Consider the following 21,160-nt stretch of genomic DNA (forward strand, 5'->3'; position numbering starts at 1 on the left):
AAGCAGGTAGTACCTCTGGCACCGCGACCTACCGTCGAGTCCCTGGATTCCCGGCACGGTCGCCGGGCACATCCGTTGGCATTGACCGTACCCTGCCGGGCCGCACCCGTGCAGGTAGAACCGGGAAGGCTGCTTCAGCCCCCGATAACTCCTTGATAACCTGCGGCATCCAGCAGTTCACCGAGTATCGCGTCGAGACTTGCCTCGTCGCTCACCTCCAGCTCGAACAGCCATCCCTCGCCATAGGGATCGGCGTTCAACGCCTCCGGCTCGGTAGCCAATTTCTCGTTCACCGCAACAACTTTCGCAGTCAGTGGTGCATAGATGTCGGACACGCTCTTGGTCGATTCCACCTCCGCGATATTGTCGGCGGCGGCCACCTCCGCGTCCGCTTCGGGCAGCTGCACGAACACAACGTCACCGAGTTGAGACTGGGCGTAGTCGGTGATACCCACTCGAACCCGGGTAGGGGCGATCCGGCGTATCCACTCGTGCTCTTCGGTGTAGCGCAGCTCTTCGGGGGTCTGGGTCACAGGCCGTCCTTTCGTTCGAACGTTGCACGCAAACTCTATCGGCTATGCGCTCCGGTGCCGCACAGCCGGTAGCGCTCGCGCGACCACAACGGCCCTGCCGACATAGAGCACCCCGGTCCACAAATAGACCGCGGTACCCCAGACCAGTAACGCCCCACCGAATGCCCGCCCGAAACCGTCGGCCGCCCAGTTCATCTGCCCGGCCAGCAGCCACGGCAGCGCGGTCATCAGCGCAAAGGTGGCTGCCTTGCCCAGATAGATCACCTCGGGCGGGGGCAGATCGCGGCGTTTGTACACCGACAACGTCAGGGTCAGCACGAGATCGCGCCCGACCAGCAACACCGCCACCCACCACGGAATCAAACCTCGGATCACGAAGGCCACCAGAGTGGTCACCAGATACAACCGGTCGACGAATGGATCCAGCAGCGCGCCCAGCCGGGAAGACTGATCCAGCAGCCGGGCCAGCTTGCCGTCCAGAAAGTCGGTGATGCCGCTGACGACCAACAGGGCGAGCGCCCAGCCATCGGCCCGCTCGACCAGCAGCAACCACAGCAACAGCGGGACGCCGAGCAGGCGCAGCACGCTCAGCGCATTCGGCACGGTCAGGATGCGGTCGGCGAAGACGCCGGATACCGCGCCGTCGGCGGCGCGGCGCTCGGGTTCCGCTGCGTCCGATTCGGTTGTCACGACCCCGTGCATACCGCATCAACCCCGCCACCGCCATCTCCGCATGCCGATTTCCCAGATATTCGTCTGATTCATCCGAGATGACGATGCATTCTGCCGCGCGGAACAGTCGAACTCCCCCGTTATCGTGGAACCATCTGGGGATATGTCCATGCGAGACGAGCCGGACAACAGTGCCGACCGCGACCCGCGGGCACGACACCCAACAACCCCGCGCATCCGCTCCTCGCGACCCGTGATCGGAGTGGGTACCACCGCCGCGACGGCGAGATGAGGCGAATGCCACACCGGCTCCGGGAGCACAACCACTAGCGTGATTCGTCGTGTCGGACAGCGCTATCGATCTACGATCTTTTGTTCCCGCGGAGCAGGTCCGCGCCCAAGGGGGCGCACTGCGTCAGCGAGTTCCCGTCAGTACCCGGGACAGAGCGGCCACCGGCTTACACCGCCCGGATGTGCTCGATTTCGTGGAGGCAAGCAACATAGGACGACTGACGCACCTGATACCGCTGCGTATCGGGCGGATGATCTCCTCACCATTCGCCTTCTATCGGGGAACCGCGGGATTGATGGCCGCCGATCTGGCTAGTGGCCCGAACAGTGGGCTCACCGCCCAATTGTGCGGCGACGCCCATGCGGCGAATTTCGGGCTCTATGGCACGGCGCGCGGCGAAATCATCATGGATATCAATGACTTCGACGAAACCATCGCAGGACCTTGGGAATGGGACCTGGAGCGGCTCGCCGCCAGCCTGGTACTGGCCGGGCGCGCAGCCGGCGCAGGCGAGGACGACTGCCGCACCGCGGCGCGCGATGCCGCCTACTCGTACCGACTCGCCATCGACGCGCTCGCCACAATGCCGTTCATGAAGTCCTGGAACGCGCTTCCGGACAAGTCCGTGATCGCCAGAGCCCAAGCTGACGACCTGATCGACGACTTCGAGAAAGCGGCGGAGAAAGCACGCAAAAACACCAGCGCCAAAGTCGTGGCCAAGTGGACCGAGCACCTCGAAGACCATGAGACCGGCATCCGCAGGCATCGGTTCGTCAGCGATCCGCCGATTCTCACCGCAGTGGACGAGCGCGTCGCCGATCGGGTGATCAGCGGGCTGGAACGATACGCAGGGTCCCTGCGGGAGTCCCGGCGCAATCTCTTGGATCGGTTCGCGGTGTCCGACATCGCGTTTCGCATTGTCGGCACCGGAAGCGTCGGCTTGCACACCTACGTCGCGCTCCTACACGGCAACGAGGGCGAGTCGCTGGTCTTGCAGGTAAAGCAAGCAAACCCTGCCGCATTGGCCCCGTACCTGCCTGCGCCCATCGTACGGCATGAAGGCGAACGCATTGTGCAGGGCACTAGACTGGTACAGTCGGAAACCGACATCCTATTGGGCTGGACCTCACTGAGCCCGGCCGATGACGGTATCGAATTACCTTTCATAGTAAGGCAATTCCGTAATTTCAAGGGTAAGATCGATCCCGCCGAACTACCCGCGAACGATCTCGACGACTACGGAAGATTGGCAGGCGCGCTCCTGGCCAGGGCCCATTCCCGCTCACTGGATCCCCGGCTGCTGGCAGGCTATCTGGATGGCGACGAGCGTTTCGACGATGCGGTGGCCGCCTTCGCCGTGCGCTATGCCGATCGCGCCGAGGCCGACCACGCCGAACTCGTCGCGGCGGTCCGCGCCGGCCGCATCGCGGCCGTGGAGCCGTAGCGAAGCCGATCGACTCCCGAAAAGAGCCCGCCCGGCACGCTGATCTTCGGCCTGGACGCAGCGAACCCAGCGCGGGACCTCGTATCCTGTTCCCCTGTCGAGCGCTGACACGAAGGGTGGTCCGCCAATGCTCGTGCGAGTCCAGGACGCTACAGGCACCGATGCCGAACGTGCGCTGATCGATTGGCTGCGCATCTGGAAAGATCCGGAGAGCCCGCATGGTGTCGCGACGATCAACTGCAGCTTGTTCCACAAGGAGCGGCTCCATCATTTCGACGCGGTGATCTGGACACCGACCAGCTGTGTGGTGCTGGAGACCGACGCACTCGCCGCCAAGCAGGACGGTCTGCTCGAGGTCCCGCTGAACGGCCAGTGGACGATCAGCGGCGAGCCCATCGTGACCGAACGCCGCGACCGCCGAACCCCATTGGAGCGGTCGCGAGAACATACCTTCGCATTGCAGGATTGGCTGGCCTCCCGTGGCCTCGGACAGCGTGTCGTCCATGGCGTCGCGCTGGTCGTCCCGCTGCGCGGCGCTCAGCTGCGACTAGAACAGGCCTGGACCGATCCGAGCTTCGACGTGATCATCGGCGACGATCCCGCCCCGCTACGCCACTACTTCGACGCACTCGCCGCCGAGGAGAAATTTCTCTGGACCGCCAACGATGTCGCCATCATATTCCGCGGTCTCGGCATCCTGCCCTACCTGCCTGCTCCGCAGGAGCTGCTGAACGAGGGCTTCCTCGGTCCGATCGACATCACGCTGTGGCACGGCAGCCCCAATCAAGCGCAAGCCGAGGCCTATGCCGAGGAAACCGCGCGGGTCGAGCGGGACGCACAGGCCTCCACCTTCACCCTTCAGACGCCCTGGTACAGCCCGTGGAAGCTGTATCCGCGCGAGCCGGGCAACCTCGATCTCGGTCGTGCGGTGCTGCGCACCCTCCTGGCCGTAGGCATGGTCGTCGCCTTCACCTGGATCCTGTGGTTCGTCGTCACCGTGATCTCGACCTATGGACCCGGCTGATCGAACACCTCGGTCGCTATCGTCGAGTAGTGCGCGCACTGCGGGAGAGCGGCCACGGCAAGAATGTCCCGACGAAGGCGACCCGGATCGGGCTCGCCACTGCGGGCGCGGCGGGCACTGCCGCAGTACCGGCGACCCTGCCGGCCGACGGCGGACCATCGGCGTTGGATCAGGCGATCGCCGATCCTATCCATACGGCGCTCGACACACGACCAGGCGTCTACCAGGCGCTCATCGTCCCGAGCAATGAATACGTCCTGCTCTCGCTGCTGCTGCTGGCCTGCGCCTGGTTCGCGTACCGCGGCGAGAGACGACAAGCGGTGACGATGCTCCTGGTACCGGAACTGGCCGTAGCGAGCAACACCTGGCTGTTGAAGCCGCTGTGGGGACGACAATGGCACGACTATCTCGCCTACCCCAGTGGGCATACCGTCCATCTGGTCGCCGTCGCGGCAACCTTCGTGCTGCTCGTGAACTCCGTGCGGGCCCGGCTGGCAGCAGGTGCGGTGGCCTGTGTGTCGATGCTCTCGGCAGCGGTCGGCATGATCGGCCTCGACTACCACCATCCGACCGATATCCTCGGTGGCGTCACTGCGGCCGTCGCACTCACCATCCTGCTGTGCTGGGCGGCGGAAATCCTGATCGAGTGCGGCACGGCCCGGATCCGTACCCTCGGTACCCGCGCACTCTGAGCGAACGCTCGGGTACCGAGGCACCCGGAGCCCGAGGCAGCTGCCGGCTCGAAGACCGAGCCCTCGGCCGCATCCTCGCCGCCGAAACCAACGGCCGACAACTCCAACGTGGGTCAACCTTCCACCGGACCGGATAGTCACAATTCGGCCAACGTTGATAGGTAGCGGTTGTCGAAGACACGGTAATCTCCGCATCCCCGAACCTGATCCAGTCCTGACTCAGGCCAGACCACTGTAGAAGCTGATTCGAACATCAGAAAAGGCAACCGCATGACGACAACGACGAAACCTGTCGCACAGAGTATTCCGCATCCGCCCAAGCGGGTTCCGATCCTGGGCGACGTGCTCGGCATGGACCGCAAGCGCCCGAATCAGAAGACTTTGTGGCAGTTCTCGCAGCTCGGCCCGTTATACCGTCGCACGTTCTTCGGCGGGATACATCTGACGTTCGCGGGCTCGGCGGAGCTGATGCGCGAGGTCATCGACGAGAAGACCTGGCAGAGGCATTTCGCCCGCCCATACGAAAAGCTGCGCGCGGTAGCGGGGGATGGTCTGTTCACCGCGGCGAATGAGTCTCTGGAGTGGAAACGCGGGCACGAGGCCTTGATCGATGGGTTCGTCCCCGCGGCGATGGCGGACTATCATGACGCGATGCTGCGCGTGGTGGACCTGACCTCGCAGTGGCTCGGCGATAGCCGGACCGTGACCGACACCGCGGCCATGATGGGTGATGCGGCCCTGGAGACGATCGGTCTGGCGGGGTTCGGGTATTCGGTCGGGGCGTTCACCGGAAACGATGCGGCGGGCCGTGCTCTGTTCGCCGATGCGCTGACCCGAGGGTTTGCGTACGTGCAGGAGTCAGCGATTCCGGTGCTGGGCAAACTGATCAGCGGCAAGCGGACCCGCCAGTACGCCGAAGATATCGAATACATGAAACGAACGGTGCTCGATGTCATCGAAACCCGTCGGCGGACCGGCGAGCGGCGCCCGGATCTACTCGACCGTATGCTGCACCCCGCGAACGGGTCGGCGCTGCCGGACGACAACATCGCCGATCAGGTGCTCACGCTCTTCATCGCGGGGCACGAGACCACAGGCAATCTGCTCGCGTTCGCTACCCACTTTCTGGCGCGGAATCCGCAGCTAGCAGCCCGAGTTCGTGCCGAGGCCGCTGCGGTGACAACCGATGGACGGATCGCATACGAGGATGTGGTCAAGCTGAAGGTCACCCATGCGGTGCTGTCGGAAACATTGCGGCTCTGGCCTACCGCACCCGGATTCTTCCGGGCCGCGCGACAAGACACCACACTCGGCGGATACGACATCGCGGCGGGAGAATGGGTGTTCGTACTTCTGCTGGCGGTACACCGCGACACCAGTGTGTGGGGCCCCGACGCCACGGAATTCCGGCCGGATCGGTGGCTGGAGAACGAGTTTCGGCCCAAACCGTGGATGTACCGGCCGTTCGGCACTGGCCCGCGTTCATGTATCGGTCAGGCGTTCGCATTGCACGAGGCGAAGCTGATAATCGCCTCTTTGGTGCGTGACTTCGAGCTGGCGAGCAGTGGCGAACTGGACGTGGAGGAAAATCTGACGTTACGGCCGTCCGGGCTCGAAGTCGACTTCCGTCGGATCAGGTGACAAGGCCGCAATTGTTGATGCGACAAGCCTGCGGCAACCCTTGCTCGGACCTGAACGGGCGTTTAACATACTGAACATGTGTATGGTCAACAGTCCGTTTCGCAAGGATCCGCCGAGGACCTGACCACCGCGGCACGCATTCGCGATACCGCGATCGAGATGTTCGGCGAATACGGATTCCAGGTCGGCGTCCGAAAGATAGCCGCAGGCGCAGGCGTCTCCCCTGGCTTGGTCAATCATCATTTCGGCTCCAAAGACGGTCTGCGGGCCGCCTGCGACGAGCAGGTGTTGCATCTGATCCGCGACAAGAAGGTCAAGACGATCACCGCGTCGTCCGTCGCGACGAGCATGCTCGATGCCCTCGCCGAGATCGAATCGTATGCGCCCCTGCTGGCATATACGATGCGCAGCCTCCAGACAGGGGGACCAATGGCGGAATCACTGTTGGAAGACATGGTTTCCGACACAGCGGAGCATCTCCGGCAGGGGGTGGAGGCGGGCAATGTCAAACCGAGTCGTGATCCCGTCGCGCGCGCCAGATACCTGGTGATGCTGAATGTCGGCGCAACCCTGCTGGCGGTGCAGATGCGTCTGCACCGCGGTGAAGAGATCGACTATCGCAAGGCAATTCGCGAGCTCTCGGATGAAATCACCCTACCCGCCCTGGAACTCTACACCCAGGGGCTGCTCACCGATCCCACGATCTTGGACACCTTCATCAAGGAGCAGTGATGTCCGACGTCATCGAAGTCCGCGACCTGCGCAAAACCTTCGGCATTGTCGCCGCACTGGATAGGCTGAACCTCTCCGTCGCAGACGGGGAGATCCACGGCTTCCTTGGCCCCAACGGCTCGGGCAAATCCACCACGATCCGAGTACTGCTCGGCATCCTGCGCGCTACAGCAGGCCGGGCTCGGCTCCTCGGCCGCGATCCGTGGGCCGACGCGGTCGCCCTGCACCGTGACGTGGCCTACGTCCCTGGCGACGTCACGCTCTGGCCATCACTGTCCGGCGGTGAGATCATCGACCTACTGGCCAGAATGCGGGGCGGCATCAACGCACAACGACGAGCCGAGCTGATCGAGCGCTTCGACCTCGACCCGCGCAAGAAGGCACGTGCCTATTCCAAAGGCAACCGCCAGAAGGTCGCGCTGATCTCCGCGCTGGCCTCTGATGTGCGGCTGCTGCTGCTCGATGAGCCGACCTCGGGGCTTGATCCACTGATGGAGCAGGTCTTTCGGGAGTGTGTGCGCGAAGCGCAACAGCGCGGCGCCACCACCTTGTTGTCCAGTCACATCCTGTCGGAGGTGGAAGCGCTGTGTGATCGGGTGACCATCATCCGGGCCGGACGCACGGTGGAGCATGGCTCGCTCTCCGAGCTCCGCCATTTGTCACGAACCTCGATCACCGCCGATTTACTCGGCGATCCGGGCGATCTCAGCCGTATACCTGGCGTCGAGGACATCGTGCGCGATGGTGCCACACTGCATTGCCAGGTCGACAGCGAGCACCTCGGCGAGTTGATCCGAGCGCTCGGCGACGCCGGTGTGCGCAGCCTGACCAGCGCACCACCAACGCTAGAAGAACTGTTCCTGCGCCATTACCGCATCGACAGCGAGACTGCCGAAAGCGCAGGGACCGCCTCTGCCACCGGAGAGAAGGTGCGCGCATGACACTCGCCACTGTCCGCACCACTGCAGCACCGGTATTCAGCGGATCGAGTGATTTCGCCGGCACCGTCCAGCTGCTGCGGCTGTATCTGCGGCGGGATCGGATCGTTTTGCCGCTGTGGACGCTGGCGATCGGCCTGATGCCCGCGCTCCAGGTGGTCAGCATCAAGAATCTGTACAACACCCAGTCCGCGCTGGACACCTTGGCTGCGACTACAGCAGGAAGCCCCGCGCTGATCGCCATGTACGGTCCGGTGTTCAGCTCCGCACTCGGTTCCATCGGCACCTGGAAGGCAGGTGCCCTTTACAGCATGATCGCAATCGCCACAGTGCTGACGATGATCCGGCACACCAGGGTCGAAGAGGAGACCGGCCGCGCGGAATTGGTCGGCGCCACCGGCGTCGGCCGTTACGCCGGCCTCACCGCGGCCTTGCTCATGACCTGTTCCGGATCACTCGGCGTCGGGCTTCTGTGCGCGATATCGCTCTACGCCACCGATCTGCCCAGCGCCGGGTCGGTGGCCTTCGGGGCCGCACTGGCGGCTTCCGGCATCCTCTGGGCCGCGGTCGCCGCAGTCGCTGCCCAGATAAGCACAGGTGCGCGGGTAGCCCGCGGCATCGCGTTGGGCACACTCGGTACCGCCTTCGCGCTCCGGGCGGTCGGCGATGCCGGAAACGGCGTGCTGTCGTGGTTCTCCCCCATCGGATGGTGCCTGCAGATCCGCCCGTACGCGAACGAACGGTGGTGGGTAATGCTTCTGCTCGTCACCGGCGCGGTGCTCGCAGCGGGTGGCGCGTACGCTTTACTCGGCCGACGCGACCTCGGCTCAGGACTGCTCCCAGAGCGTCCAGGCCCCGCCGCAGCCGGGCCGAGGCTTTCCGGCCCGCTCGGGCTGGCCTGGCGCCTGCAACGCGGTATGCTCCTGACCTGGTCGATCGGCTTCGCGTTGTACGGCCTACTGATCGGGGGGGCGGCGAACAGCATCGGCGGCGTATTCGACAGCAATCCCGCTATCCGCGATATGATCACCCGGATCGGCGGCTCGCAACAGCTACAGGAATCCTTCATCACCTACGCGATCATCGCACTGGCCACGGCAGCTGCGGCCTACTCGATCTCGGCGACCCTACGGCTGCACGACGAGGAGTCCAGCGGACGGATCGAGGCCACCCTGTCCGGCGCGATCGGCCGCGGCCGCTACGCATTGAGCCACATCGGCTTCGCGCTGATCGGTCCCGTGGTGGCATTGCTGGTGGCCAGTGCGGCGATCGGAGTCGTATACGGCGTATCGGTCGGCGACCCTGGTGCCGAGCTTCCGCGCTGGATCGCCGCCGCTGTCGTACAGATACCGGCGATCTGGGTGGTCACCGGTATCACGGTGGTCTTGTACGGTGTCGCGCCGCGGTTCGCACCAGTCGCCTGGGGCGTGCTCAGCGCCATGGTGGTGATCTTCTTCCTCGGTTCCTTGGACGGATTGTCTCAATGGGTAGTCGACCTGGTTCCATTCATCCATCCACCGAAACTGCCCAGCGCCCCGTTCCGAGCTCAACCGGTGCTGTGGCTGCTCGTGATCGCCGTAGGACTGCTCAGTCTCGGTTTCACCGCGTTCCGGCGGCGTGACCTGCGCTGATCCCGCCGCTTGCGGCCGAAGGGAGAACACTTGCGCCGATCCCGGGCACCGACTTGCCTGCGACGCTCAACGCGTCATCGGCCGGGCTCCAGCCCCAGCTTCCCGGCCAACCGGGTGAGATAGGCCCGTACCTCGTCCGCCGAACGGTCTGGCAGTCCGAAAATCACTTCGGTGACACCGGATTCGGCCCACCGCGCTAGCTGCTGCGCATCGTGGCGGCCGGCGAGTGCGATGATCTCGGGGCGATCTGTGCGGTCATGCTCGCGCCAGACCCGACGCAGCGCCGCGATCTTCTCGCCGAGTCTGTCTTCGGTGGGAGTGGTGATCCATCCGTCGGCATGCTCGGCCAGCCAAGCGAAGTTCTTCTCCGTACCCGCCGCGCCGAGCAGCACTGGAATCTGTTTCTGCACCGGTTTCGGCCACGACCAACTCGGTCCGAACGTTACGAACTCACCGGCGAATCCGGCTTCCTCCTCGGTCCAGAGCGCGCGCATGGCGTCCAGATGTTCGCGCAGCACGGTCTTTCGTTTGCCCGCGGGCACCCCGTGATGCGCCAGCTCATCGGTATTCCAACCGAACCCGACACCAAGACGAACCCGGCCACCGGACAAGTGATCCAACGAGGCGATAGTCTTGGCCAGCGCGATCGGATGGTGTTCGGCGGGCAGAGCTACCGCAGTGGACAATCCGATACGACTGGTCACGGCCGCTGCCGTGCCGAGCGCGACCCATGGGTCGAGGGTACGCAGGTACCGGTCATCGGGCAGGCTCGCGTCGCCGGTGCGTGGATGCGCCGCTGCGCGGATCACTGGGATGTGAGTGTGCTCGGGCACGGAGAACGTGTCGAAGCCTGCCTGCTCGGCGGCTATCGCTGCCTCCGAGGGAGTAATACCCCGATCACTGGTGAACAATACGATCCCGTACCGCATCGCCTGCGCTCCCATCAGAAAAACTAGAACAAGTTCTACCATGTTTCCCTGGCCGGGCCAACAGCTCGGTCGCCACCGGTACGTCCGGTGACGGATTACCTTTGTGGTCGCGGTCTCGGCATTACTGCCATGAGGTCCGGCAGCGGCGCCACTCGGCGCCCACCCGCTGAGCAAGGCGCGTCCATACCAAGCGACTGCCCGGTAGTCTGGCTATCGAACTGGTCAGGGCACCAGGAGTCGGTGGCGACCCGAGGCGAGGTAAGGTGGTTCGAGCATGTCGGAGACTTCGAGCATGTCGGAGACAGCGCCGTTCTCGACGCAGATTCGTAGCTCCACCGCACAGCAGCATGCGGCGGCGGAGAACTCACAGTTCATGAGCGGCATGCTCGGCGGAGCGCTCGGCGTCGAGTCCTATCATCGCTATACCGGTCAGCTCTGGTTCATCTACCGCGCCCTGGAGCGGCACTCGGACGCGTTGGCCGCCGACCCGATCGCCGGGCCGTTCATCCGCCCCGAACTCGCCCGCACTGCCGAACTCGAGCGCGATCTCACCCATCTCCTCGGCTCCGACTGGCGTACCGGCCTGAAACCGCTGCCCGCGACGGCCGCTTATGCCGCGCGCATCGACGAATGCGCCCGCGAGTGGCCTGCGGGCTATGTAGCCCACCACTACACCCGCTACCTCGGCGACCTGTCCGGTGGACAAGTCATCCGTGGTACTGCGGAGAAGTTGTGGAATCTGCCGCACCAGGGCGACGGTGTCCGCTTCTATGTCTTCGACAGGGTAGGCAATCCCGCCGCATTCAAGCGGGAATATCGCACTTTGCTCGATCTTCTACCTCTCGATGATCCAGAACGCCGCCGCGTGCTCGACGAGAGCAAACGTGCCTTCGCGATGAACACAGCGGTCTTTCATGAACTCGGCGCAGAGCACACCGCCGCTCGCTAGACCACGCGCCGACCGCACACACCGATACACCGGCGGCCACCGGTGTATCTACCACTCCCGATCCCATCACCTGCTATCCGATTGCCGGATCACGGGCGCGCCGAGCCGACCGTGCGCCCGGTCCGATCAGGAATCCACACACCCGGCCGGTGTAGCAGAGCGGGTGGTGAGCAAGTCGGCGAACTCTTCGGCGTAGGCGAGCTGACGACGCAGCCGTCCGGCACTCTCGCGCGTCTTGTCACGGTATCGGAGCAGGAATGCTGTCGCATGGTCCCGCTGTTGAGCTGTCGCGATGCCACTGTCGAGCACGTCGAAGGCCTCGAGCAGCTGCTTCATCTCCGCCAGGGTGAAACCCAACGGCTTCATCCGGCGGATCACCAACAGTCGCGCCACATCGACCTCGGTATAGAGTCGGAACCGGCCTGCCGAGCGCGCCGAAGGCTCGACCAAGCCGACTTCGTCGTAGTAGCGGATCGACTTGATCGACAGTTCGGTCCGTTCGGCCACCCGCCCGATCTGCAGATACCGCTCGTCAGCGCCGGTCGTCATCTCAGTGGGCGGCGACCATATGGCCGGACAATCGCTCATGCCGCGCCTCCGAAACCGCATTGAGGCCGATGATCTCCACATTCTTGCCCTTGGCCGCGTATTTGGTGGTGATCGCATCAAGAGTGGCGACTGTGGAAGCGTCCCAGATATGCGCCTCGGACATATCGATCACAATATTGCGCGGGTCGCCGAGGTAGTCGAATTGGTAGACCAAATCGTTGCTAGAGGCAAAAAACAGCTCGCCACGCACCTGATACACCCTGGTATCGCCATCTTCGCTATCGCCGCTCCGGTCGGGACGAGCTTCGTGCACCGCGACGACCTCGGTGAAGTGAGCGACTCGGTGAGCGAATGCGACCATCGCGGTCAGTACGCCCATGATCACGCCGTAGGCCAGGTTGTGGCTGGCGACGGTGACCACGACCGTCACCAGCATAACAGTGGTTTCAGCGATAGGCATGCGCCGCAATGTCTTCGGAGCGAGAGAATGCCAGTCCATGGTGCCCACCGAAACCATGATCATGACCGCGACCAGAGCCGCCATCGGAATCTGCGCGACCAGTCCACCCAGCCCGACAACCAAGATCAACAGGAATACGCCTGCCAAGAAGGTCGAGATACGGGTACGGGCACCCGACACTTTGACGTTGATCATGGTCTGGCCGATCATCGCACAACCACCCATGCCACCGAAGAAGCCGGTGACGATGTTGGCGATACCTTGCCCCCACCCCTCACGAGTCTTATCGGAATGACTGTCGGTGATGTCGTCGACGAGTTTGGCTGTCATCAGCGACTCGAGCAGTCCGACCAGTGCCATCGCCAACGCGTATGGGGCGATGATCCGCACAGTATCCAAGGTCAGGGGAATGTTCGGGACGAACAACGTCGGCAGGCTGGACGGCAACTCACCTTCATCACCGACATTCGGCAGATCCAGCGCAAACACCATAGTAGCCGTGGTCAACACCACAATCGCCACCAGTGGAGCCGGAACCACAGTGGTCAGCTTCGGTAAGAACACCATGACCACCAACGCAGCCGCGACCATCGGGTAGACCAACCAAGGCACTCCGAGGAGATGCGGTACCTGGGCCAGGAAGATCAGAATCGCCAGAGCGTTGACGAAGCCGACCATCACGCTGCGGGGAATGAACCGCATCAGCTTCGCCACCCCGGCCACGCTCAGCACGATCTGCAACAACCCTGCCGCCAACACCGTCGCGATCAGATAGTCCATCCCGTGTTCTTTCGCGACCGGCGCGATTACCAACGCGACCGCGCCAGTCGCCGCGGAGATCATCGCCCGACGCCCACCGGTGATGGCGAGGGTGACCGCCATGGTGAACGATGCGAACAACCCCACCCTTGGATCGACACCGGCGATGAGGGAGAACGAGATCGCCTCCGGTATCAGAGCCAACGCCACCACCAGCCCGGCCAGCACCTCGATCCGTAACCTCTTCGGGTTACGCAAGGCCGCCAGTACCGAGTCCTCGGCACTGTCAGGGCGATGAGTCGTCGAGACCATCGGTACTCCGTTCACTGATCACACGCACACACGCGCGGCCGATGAGTGCACACTCACCGGCGAAGAGGTCGAAGAGAAGCCGAGCGGGACCTCGGCACGAAAGGCCGAACCGATCCGGGCCACATTGCCGGGCATCGGCGATCAGCAATCGCTCAGCGACAGAGACCATACCCTCCTGTTAGGGGAGAGTGGCAACTCCGACGGGTCATGTCCACCCGTGCCTGGGTAGCGCAACCGAGCGGAAGTCACCGACCACTGTGCTACTACCCAACTGCCCATCACCCCGTCGATAGCTGGAAACTTATGCAACACATCCCCTTTGACCTGCTCGGATGGTGACCGGCCCCACATGTCGGCCAGGGCACGATTGCTTGCCGATACCGGCTGCGGTCGATTACCGTTCGGTAGTAAGTCAGGATGAGGGTGTTCCTACTTTCGGCCCGGCGGGCTGCCATGAGGCCGAACAGCTGTCCGCATTCATTGCCGCATGCCGGATAACTTGTGCGACAACACGGTTCGAGCGAACAGCAGGAGAGTGCGATGGCTACCTACATCGTGACAGGCGGAACCGGATTCTTGGGCAGACGGATCGTTCAAGATCTTCTGGATCATGACCCAGATGCGATCATCCACGTGCTGGTACACGAGACATCGCGCCCGAAATTCGCCGAGCTCGTGGTGCGGTGGCGCGGTGGCGAACGCGTCTCCGAGCTGATCGGCGATCTCACAACCGAGGGCCTCGGACTGGCCTGCCCGGCCCCACAGGCTGATCACATCGTCCACGTGGGCGCGGTCTACGATATGACCGCCGACGAAGACATCGCCCACGCAGCCGATGTCACCGGCACCCGATCGGTGCTGGCACTGGCGAGCAAGCTGGGCGCGGTACTGCACCATGTCTCTTCCGTCGCTGTGGCGGGCGACCACAAGGGCAAGTTCTTCGAAGAGGACTTCGATCTCGGACAGCGCCTGACCTCGCCCTATCACCGCATCAAGTTCGCCGCCGAGAAGCTTGTGCGGCAGTCACGCGGCGTGCGCTGGCGGATATATCGACCCGCTATCATCGTAGGCGATTCCCGCACTGGCGAGATGGACAAGATCGACGGCCCGTACTACTTCTTCAGCGCGATCGCCAAGCTCGGTACGCTGCCGTCGGCCCTGCCGATGCCGCTGCCCGATCTCGGTGCGACCAATATCGTTCCGGTCGATTATGTTTCGGCCGCCATGGTCGAACTGATCCACCGTCCCTACCTGGACGGACGCACCTTCCACTTGGTCAATCCGAAGCCGCAGCCGTTCAGTGAGGTGTATGGCGCACTGGCTGCGGCGGCGGGCGCGCCGACCGGCAGCGGCACCGCGCCGGGCAGCGGGCTCGCGCTCAGCGGGCTCGCACGCATTCCCGGAATACCGAGCATGCGCGATTTCCTGCTGGAGCGGCTTGGCATCCCGGCCGCAGTAGCCGCACACATCTCGTTCTCCACCGAGTACATCAGCGACTCCACCCGCGCTCAGTTGCGCGGCGTGGGCTTGACCGTGCCACAGTTCGACAGTTACGCCGAACGCCTGTGGGCATACTGGCGCGACCATCTCGCTCCTTCGCGCAGCCGAGCGTCCGTCGGCGCTGATCCATTCGCCGGCCGGATCGTGCTGATCACGGGCGCATCCTCGGGAATCGGGTTGGCTACCGCACACGCGGTCGCCCAGCGAGGCGCCACGGTGCTCATGGTCGCCCGCGGACAAGGCGACCTGGCCGCCGCGGCTGCGGCTATTCATGCGGAAGGCTATGCGGCATACACTTATCCGTGCGATATCACCGATTCCGAAGCAGTCGAGAAACTCGTACAATGCGTACTCGGCGACCACGGTCACGTCGACTATCTGGTGAACAATGCGGGCCGCTCGATCCGCCGGTCGGTGCTCAACTCCACCGACCGGATGCACGACTTCGAACGCACTATGGCAGTGAACTATTTCGGTGCCGTGCGGCTGGTCCTCGGCCTGCTGCCATCGATGCGGGCGCGCCGGTTCGGGCATGTAGTCAACATTTCCTCGATCGCGGTGCAAACCAAAGTGCCCCGGTTCGCCGCGTATGTGGCGAGCAAGTCGGCGCTGGACAACTTCAGCGAGATCGCGGCAGTCGAAAACCGGGATGCCGGAATCACATTCACCTCGGTGCGGATGCCGCTGGTGCGCACCCCGATGATCGCGCCGACCGATCTGTACCGTTCCCTTCCGGTTCCCGACCCGGAACAAGCCGCCGCCATCGTGCTCCGCGCACTGCAGGACCGCCCGCACCGCATCGACACGCCGGTCGGTACCTTCGCCCAAGCGATCGAGTTGCTCATGCCATCTGTCAAACGGCAGATCATGCACCAGGGTTACCGACTGTTCGGGGAAACTTTTGCCGCACAAAAGAATAAAGGCAGGATTGCCGCAGCGTCCTTCACCTCGGACACAGCGGCCTCGCATGCGGAAACCGCAGGCTCCGGTGCTGCACCGAGCCCTGGCCCCTTGTCCGCACTGGCCCCGGTGATCATGCCGCTTATGTCCATGCCAGGCCCTGCGGCCCGCGTCACTCGGGTCGTCCCCGGTTTGCAGTGGTGAGCACACGACGGCCGTGGCGACCAGAAGGACAAATCACCGACTCGACAAAGCTCCGTTCGAGCGGCCGGTAGGCAAGCCGCTGATCAGCGGCTTGCCACCGGTCGCTGCCCGCTGCTACCGATCGAGTACCTCGGGCGTGGCTTCAGGGCCGCATATCGTCGTACCTTACGGGACGAGGACCGCTGCACCCGAGAATCGGCCATGTATGAGATCGGCCAGCGCACAGTCGGCCGCATCCAGCGAATACCTGTGTGTGGTCAGCTGTATCTGGTGTCCACCGGCGAAAGCGAGAAATGCGCGGGCATCGGAGCGGGTATTGGAAGTCACCGAGCGCATCTGCCGTTCTTGGAATAGATGTCGCTGGTAGTTCAGTACGGGGATATCGCTGAGATGGATACCGGCGATGGCCAGTACGCCACCACGGTCGAGCGCCGCCAACGCGGGTGGAACCAGATCACCCACAGGCGCGAACATGATCGCCGAATCCAACTGTACCGGAGGCGGATCAGCTGCTCCCTGTACCGATGCGGCCCCAAGGGACAAGGCGAGTTCACGTGCGGCGCAATCACGTGTCATCACGTGCACCTCGATGCCCTCGGCAAGCGCGACCTGGGCAGTGATATGAGCGCTACCACCGAAACCATAGATCCCGAGTCGCCCTCCCGGCGGCACATCGGCCCGCACCAGTGCCCGATATCCGATGATGCCCGCGCACAACAGCGGCGCGGTCTCGACATCGGAGTAACCGGCGGGCAGACGCAGCGCGTACGCCGCGGGAACGCAAGCGAACTCCGCGTAACCACCGTCCACATCCCAACCCGTGTAAAGTGATTGTGGACAAAGGTTTTCGTTTCCACGTAGACAGAATTTGCATACTCCACAGGTATGCCGCAGCCAAGCGATGCCCACCCGATCCCCTGCGACGAACCCCTCCTCTTCCGCAGTGGGCCCGAGCGCGACAACCTCCCCGACAACCTCGTGTCCGGGCACGACCCCCGGACGATGCACCGGAAGATCTCCCTCCGCCACATGCAGATCGGTCCGGCATACACCGCAGGCCAGTACCCGTACCAACAGCTCATCGGGCGCAGGCTCGGGAAGCGGCGCGCGCTCGGCGAGCAAAGACCCGCCCTCGATCGGCCCCGGTGTGCGCACCCGCCAGGAGCGCATCGTGGTACCTTCGCGAACCTCGCTCATCGCCGGATCACCTCGCACCGATCGGCTCGACACGGAGCAGACGACCCGACCAGGTCGGCTATACCGACAATGCCGGGTGCACGGACAATACTGTACTCGCCGATTTCGCACCCACACATGCATTTTCTGATACATTCATGTATCGAGTACATTTCTGTATCCAAATCAGCGGGTACAGACCGTCTGGTCCGGACGGAGGAGATATCCGATAATGTCCGATGTCGTGCGAGCCGCGCCCGTACGGATCACCCGTCGTCGTGCCGAAACCAGGGACCGGCTGCTCACCGCCGCTTACAAAACCTTCGCCGATGAAGGATTCGGGCGCGCCACCGTGGAACGGATATGCGAACGCGCCGGCTTCACTCGCGGTGCGTTCTACTCGAACTTCAGCTCATTGGATGAGCTGTTCCTGGCCATGTGGGAGCAGCGCTCCAGGGCGATGCTCACCCGAGCGAGTATCATTCTCGACGAGATCGCGGCGGACGGCACCGAGGACGTCCACACTGCGGTGGAACGGTTGGAGCGGGCCGTTCCGATCGACGCAGGCTGGTATCGGATCACCGCCGAATTCACCGCGCATGCTCTGCGCACACCCGCGTTACGTCGGGTGATGGTCGCGCGCGAGGAGGCCATCATGGCGGCCCTCATGCCCACAATCGTCGCCGCGCTCACGCGGGCCGGCCGCGATATACCAGATCCGGAGGCGTTCGGCCAGGCGCTCATCGCCATCCACGACGGCACCAATGTACAAGTCCTGCTGGAACCCGACAGTCACGCCGTGCGCGCGCGACGCACCGAGCTCTTCCATCACGTCGTGCTGGCCTACAGCACCGCAACCGAAGGATGAACATGCCCCACAGGAATCCCGATACCGCGCCGGAGGCGGACGTTCTCATCGTCGGCGCCGGACTGGCCGGCCTGGTGGCCGCGCACGAACTGGTCAAGGCTGGTCGCACGGTGCACGTGCTCGACCAAGAGAATCGCCACAATCTCGGCGGCCAGGCGTTCTGGTCGCTCGGCGGGCTCTTCCTCGTCGACAGTCCAGAGCAGCGCCGCCTCGGCATCAAGGATTCCTACGAGCTGGCCCTCCAGGACTGGCTCGGTTCAGCCGGGTTCGATCGCGATGACCAAGACCACTGGGCCAGACAGTGGGCGCAAGCATACGTGCGGTTCGCTACCACGGAGAAGCGAGACTATCTCCGTGATCTCGGGCTACGCGTGCTGCCTATGGTCGGTTGGGCCGAGCGCGGTGGCGGCTTCGCCGACGGCCACGGCAACTCTGTGCCACGCTTCCACATCACCTGGGGAACCGGACCCGAGGTAGTTCGGGTTTTCGCCGAACCGGTGCTCGAAGGCGAGCGGCGGGGGCTGGTCCGCTTCAGCTTCCGCCACCAGGTGGACGAGCTGATCGTGGTAGACGACGCGGTGGTCGGCGCGCGCGGTACGGTGCTGGAGGACTCCGATCTGGAACGCGGCCTGGCCTCGTCCCGGAACAAGGTAGGCGAATTCGAATTCCGCGCGAAAGCAGTGATCGTCACCTCTGGCGGGATCGGTCACAACCATGAGCTGATCCGGCGCAACTGGCCCACCGAGCGGCTGGGCCCATGCCCGGAGACGCTGATCTCCGGGGTGCCCGCACACGTCGATGGACGGATGCTCGGCATTACCGAGACAGCGGGCGGGGCTATCGTCAACCGGGACCGCATGTGGCACTACACCGAAGGCATCGTCAATTGGGATCCGATCTGGCCCGACCATGCCATCCGGATCATTCCAGGACCGTCCTCGATGTGGTTCGACGCCAATGGAAAACGGCTGCCCGCACCGTGTTTCCCCGGATTCGACACCCTCGCCACGATGAAGAAGATCCTGCAGTCCGGCTACGACTACTCCTGGTTCGTCCTCACCCAGTCGATCATCGAGAAGGAATTCGCGCTCTCGGGCTCCGAACAGAACCCGGACATCACCAGCAAGGACCCCAAACTCACACTGAAGAGCAGGCTGGCCAAGGGAGCGCCGGGTCCGGTGGAGGCGTTCAAACAGCACGGTGTCGATTTCGTGGTCGCGGACACACTACAAGAGCTGGTCGAGGGCATGAACAAGATCGGACGAGCTGGGATCGATGGGCAACGCCCCCAGCTGGACTATGCCGATCTGGAGCGCCAGATCATCGCCCGCGATCGGGAACTGGCCAACAAGTACACCAAAGACGGCCAACTGATGGCAATCGCCAACGCGCGCCGGTACTTCAGCGACAAAGCGAGCCGGGTCGCCAAGCCACACCGGATCCTCGATCCGGGCGCCGGTCCGCTGATCGCCGTGCGACTCAACATCCTCACCCGCAAGACCCTCGGCGGCTTACAGACCAATCTGGATTCCCAGGTGATCAGGCCGGATGGCACAACGTTCCCTGGTCTGTACGCTGCGGGCGAGGTCGCCGGATTCGGCGGCGGCGGCGTGCACGGCTACAACGCCTTAGAAGGCACCTTCCTCGGCGGGTGCATCTTCTCCGGCCGCGCCGCCGGGCGTGCGCTGGCAGCGAAACTCCCCTGATCCTCTAGTGGCGGCAGCGCACCACAGTCGTGTACGAAGCAACCATCGTATCGGGCTGCGTCTCGGTGGTGCGCGACCCGACATCGACCGTATCCCTCACCTGCGCGACAGCGATCCCTGCCCCGGCATCGCGGTGGAGCGTCCCCACTGCGACGCCGCCGGGCAGGACGTCGACACCAACTGTTGACAGCACATCGAGCACGCACGTCACCGGGCGGTCGGGCCCGGAGTACGGCGCTTCGACCCGCTCCATGGGCAACACCGGCAGCATCGATCCGAAAGGGACAGCGATCACTGGAAGTCGGGGCAGCGACACCGTCCGCGGAGGCGGCGCGGCGACACAGGTCGGCACCGACGGCCGCGCCAACCAGACTACGGCAGCCACGGTTCCCAGCACGCCTGCCACAAACCACAGCCATTCGGATCGAAATGGCCGCTGTCGAATCGGTACCCGGTGCATCGCTCTCCGACTCCGGCTCACCTGCTCACGGACTGTCCATCCTGACCTGCTCAGCAAACCAGCCCGATCACCCATACACTTGGTAAACGAAAATTCCGCACCAGGAACGGCACATAGTTCAGCAGTGCGCGGCACATATCGCGCATCCGACCAGAAGCCATGACGGATGGTCGAAAATGATTCGACCCGAACGGATATTCCGCCGCTGCCGATCGGTAGAACACGTTATTGTCTGCCGGAGCCATACATGCCAGGCTCTAGCAATGGATCTCGACGCCATCGAAGCCATCCGCCAGCTGAAGTACCGTTACTTCCGGACCCTTGACCTCAAACAGTGGGACGAGTTCGCCGACACTCTCGCCGTCGACGCGACCGGCCGCTACGGCACCCACGCGGTGGGCGAGCCGTTGCACTTGGACGGCCGCGCCGCTATCACCGCGTTCATGCGAGAAAATCTCGGGCCCTCCGTGGTCACCGTACACATCGCTGATCACCCAGAGATCCGAGTCGACGGTGGAATCGCTACGGGTTCATGGGCTTTCGAAGATACCGTGATCGCCACCGAGTACGGTGTGCTGATCCGAGGAGCCGGTTACTACACCGACACCTACCGGCGCGACGTTGATAACCGGTGGCGCATCACTGCCACCGGTTATCAACGTATCTACGAATCAATGCAGGCGCTGTCTGACACGCCCAGTTTCCAGTTGCTGTCCAATATGTGGGCCGCCGAAAAATAACCGGTCACCACTGGTGGTCGGCTAGCAGGAGTTCATCGCAGCGGTCCGA

Annotated in this window: 19 protein-coding genes; 12 read left to right on the forward strand and 7 right to left on the reverse strand. The window is 63.8% G+C overall.

Features of this window, described 5'->3' with window-relative positions; translation table 11 throughout:
* Positions 1-134: 134 nt before the first annotated feature.
* Both gcvH and ACX4ZE_RS18575 read right to left on the reverse strand, forming a co-directional pair.
* Positions 135-533 (reverse strand): glycine cleavage system protein GcvH, encoded by a 399-nt coding sequence (gcvH, locus tag ACX4ZE_RS18570; RefSeq protein ID WP_480274722.1) that lies wholly within the window; start codon positions 531-533, stop codon positions 135-137.
* Between the two features lie 42 nt (positions 534-575).
* A complete protein-coding gene (locus ACX4ZE_RS18575; RefSeq protein WP_480274723.1) occupies positions 576-1,223 on the reverse strand; it encodes a CDP-alcohol phosphatidyltransferase family protein in 648 nt (215 codons plus the stop codon).
* Positions 1,224-1,546: 323 nt separating this feature from the next.
* Here ACX4ZE_RS18575 and ACX4ZE_RS18580 point away from each other — a divergent pair, with 323 nt between their 5' ends.
* The 7 genes from ACX4ZE_RS18580 (at position 1,547) to ACX4ZE_RS18610 (ending at position 9,599) form a co-directional block, all read left to right on the forward strand.
* Positions 1,547-2,941 (forward strand): DUF2252 domain-containing protein, encoded by a 1,395-nt coding sequence (locus tag ACX4ZE_RS18580; RefSeq protein WP_480274724.1) that lies wholly within the window; start codon positions 1,547-1,549, stop codon positions 2,939-2,941.
* 127 nt (positions 2,942-3,068) lie between these two features.
* Positions 3,069-3,965 carry a nuclease-related domain-containing protein gene (locus tag ACX4ZE_RS18585; RefSeq protein ID WP_480274725.1) on the forward strand — a complete coding sequence of 299 codons (897 nt, stop codon included), beginning with the start codon at positions 3,069-3,071 and terminating at the stop codon, positions 3,963-3,965.
* Between the two features lie 29 nt (positions 3,966-3,994).
* Positions 3,995-4,657: a phosphatase PAP2 family protein gene (locus tag ACX4ZE_RS18590; RefSeq protein WP_480274726.1), complete on the forward strand. Its 663-nt coding sequence runs from the start codon at positions 3,995-3,997 to the stop codon at positions 4,655-4,657.
* Between the two features lie 270 nt (positions 4,658-4,927).
* On the forward strand, positions 4,928-6,298 hold the full coding sequence (locus tag ACX4ZE_RS18595; RefSeq protein WP_480274727.1) for a cytochrome P450: 1,371 nt from the start codon (positions 4,928-4,930) through the stop codon (positions 6,296-6,298).
* 78 nt (positions 6,299-6,376) lie between these two features.
* Complete coding sequence (locus tag ACX4ZE_RS18600; protein WP_480274728.1) at positions 6,377-7,030, forward strand: TetR/AcrR family transcriptional regulator; 654 nt, start codon at positions 6,377-6,379, stop codon at positions 7,028-7,030.
* Positions 7,030-7,971, forward strand: a complete 942-nt coding sequence (locus ACX4ZE_RS18605; RefSeq protein WP_480274729.1) for an ABC transporter ATP-binding protein — start codon at positions 7,030-7,032, stop codon at positions 7,969-7,971. The genes ACX4ZE_RS18600 and ACX4ZE_RS18605 overlap by 1 nt, the downstream gene beginning before the upstream one ends.
* Entirely contained in the window at positions 7,968-9,599 is a 1,632-nt protein-coding gene (locus ACX4ZE_RS18610) for an ABC transporter permease (protein ID WP_480274730.1), read from the forward strand. The genes ACX4ZE_RS18605 and ACX4ZE_RS18610 overlap by 4 nt, the downstream gene beginning before the upstream one ends.
* Positions 9,600-9,673: 74 nt before the next feature.
* On the opposite strand, the gene ACX4ZE_RS18615 is transcribed toward ACX4ZE_RS18610, so the two are convergent.
* Positions 9,674-10,528: an LLM class F420-dependent oxidoreductase gene (locus ACX4ZE_RS18615; protein ID WP_480274731.1), complete on the reverse strand. Its 855-nt coding sequence runs from the start codon at positions 10,526-10,528 to the stop codon at positions 9,674-9,676.
* A 274-nt stretch (positions 10,529-10,802) separates the two neighbouring features.
* Here ACX4ZE_RS18615 and ACX4ZE_RS18620 point away from each other — a divergent pair, with 274 nt between their 5' ends.
* On the forward strand, positions 10,803-11,477 hold the full coding sequence (locus ACX4ZE_RS18620) for a biliverdin-producing heme oxygenase (protein WP_480274732.1): 675 nt from the start codon (positions 10,803-10,805) through the stop codon (positions 11,475-11,477).
* Positions 11,478-11,603: 126 nt separating this feature from the next.
* On the opposite strand, the gene ACX4ZE_RS18625 is transcribed toward ACX4ZE_RS18620, so the two are convergent.
* A complete protein-coding gene (locus tag ACX4ZE_RS18625; protein WP_480274746.1) occupies positions 11,604-12,026 on the reverse strand; it encodes a MerR family transcriptional regulator in 423 nt (140 codons plus the stop codon).
* 1 nt (position 12,027) lies between these two features.
* A complete protein-coding gene (locus ACX4ZE_RS18630; RefSeq protein WP_480274733.1) occupies positions 12,028-13,557 on the reverse strand; it encodes a SulP family inorganic anion transporter in 1,530 nt (509 codons plus the stop codon).
* 540 nt (positions 13,558-14,097) lie between these two features.
* Between ACX4ZE_RS18630 and ACX4ZE_RS18635 the strand changes: the two genes are divergently transcribed.
* Positions 14,098-16,161, forward strand: coding sequence for an SDR family oxidoreductase (locus ACX4ZE_RS18635; RefSeq protein ID WP_480274734.1), 2,064 nt, complete (start codon positions 14,098-14,100; stop codon positions 16,159-16,161).
* Between the two features lie 165 nt (positions 16,162-16,326).
* Here ACX4ZE_RS18635 and ACX4ZE_RS18640 read toward each other — a convergent pair whose 3' ends face one another.
* The gene (locus ACX4ZE_RS18640; RefSeq protein WP_480274747.1) at positions 16,327-17,331 is read right to left on the reverse strand and encodes a zinc-binding alcohol dehydrogenase family protein; all 1,005 of its coding nucleotides are present in this window, start codon (positions 17,329-17,331) and stop codon (positions 16,327-16,329) included.
* 238 nt (positions 17,332-17,569) lie between these two features.
* On the opposite strand from ACX4ZE_RS18640, the gene ACX4ZE_RS18645 reads away from it, so the two are divergent.
* Complete coding sequence (locus ACX4ZE_RS18645; protein ID WP_480274735.1) at positions 17,570-18,205, forward strand: TetR/AcrR family transcriptional regulator; 636 nt, start codon at positions 17,570-17,572, stop codon at positions 18,203-18,205.
* 2 nt (positions 18,206-18,207) lie between these two features.
* Complete coding sequence (locus ACX4ZE_RS18650) at positions 18,208-19,911, forward strand: FAD-binding dehydrogenase (RefSeq protein ID WP_480274736.1); 1,704 nt, start codon at positions 18,208-18,210, stop codon at positions 19,909-19,911.
* Positions 19,912-19,915: 4 nt separating this feature from the next.
* Here the strand turns inward: ACX4ZE_RS18650 and ACX4ZE_RS18655 are convergent, their stop codons facing one another.
* Positions 19,916-20,317: a hypothetical protein gene (locus ACX4ZE_RS18655; RefSeq protein WP_480274737.1), complete on the reverse strand. Its 402-nt coding sequence runs from the start codon at positions 20,315-20,317 to the stop codon at positions 19,916-19,918.
* 317 nt (positions 20,318-20,634) lie between these two features.
* Between ACX4ZE_RS18655 and ACX4ZE_RS18660 the strand changes: the two genes are divergently transcribed.
* Positions 20,635-21,111: a nuclear transport factor 2 family protein gene (locus ACX4ZE_RS18660; RefSeq protein WP_480274738.1), complete on the forward strand. Its 477-nt coding sequence runs from the start codon at positions 20,635-20,637 to the stop codon at positions 21,109-21,111.
* Positions 21,112-21,160 lie beyond the last annotated feature (49 nt).

The organism is Nocardia sp. TBRC8007 (assembly GCF_056629435.1).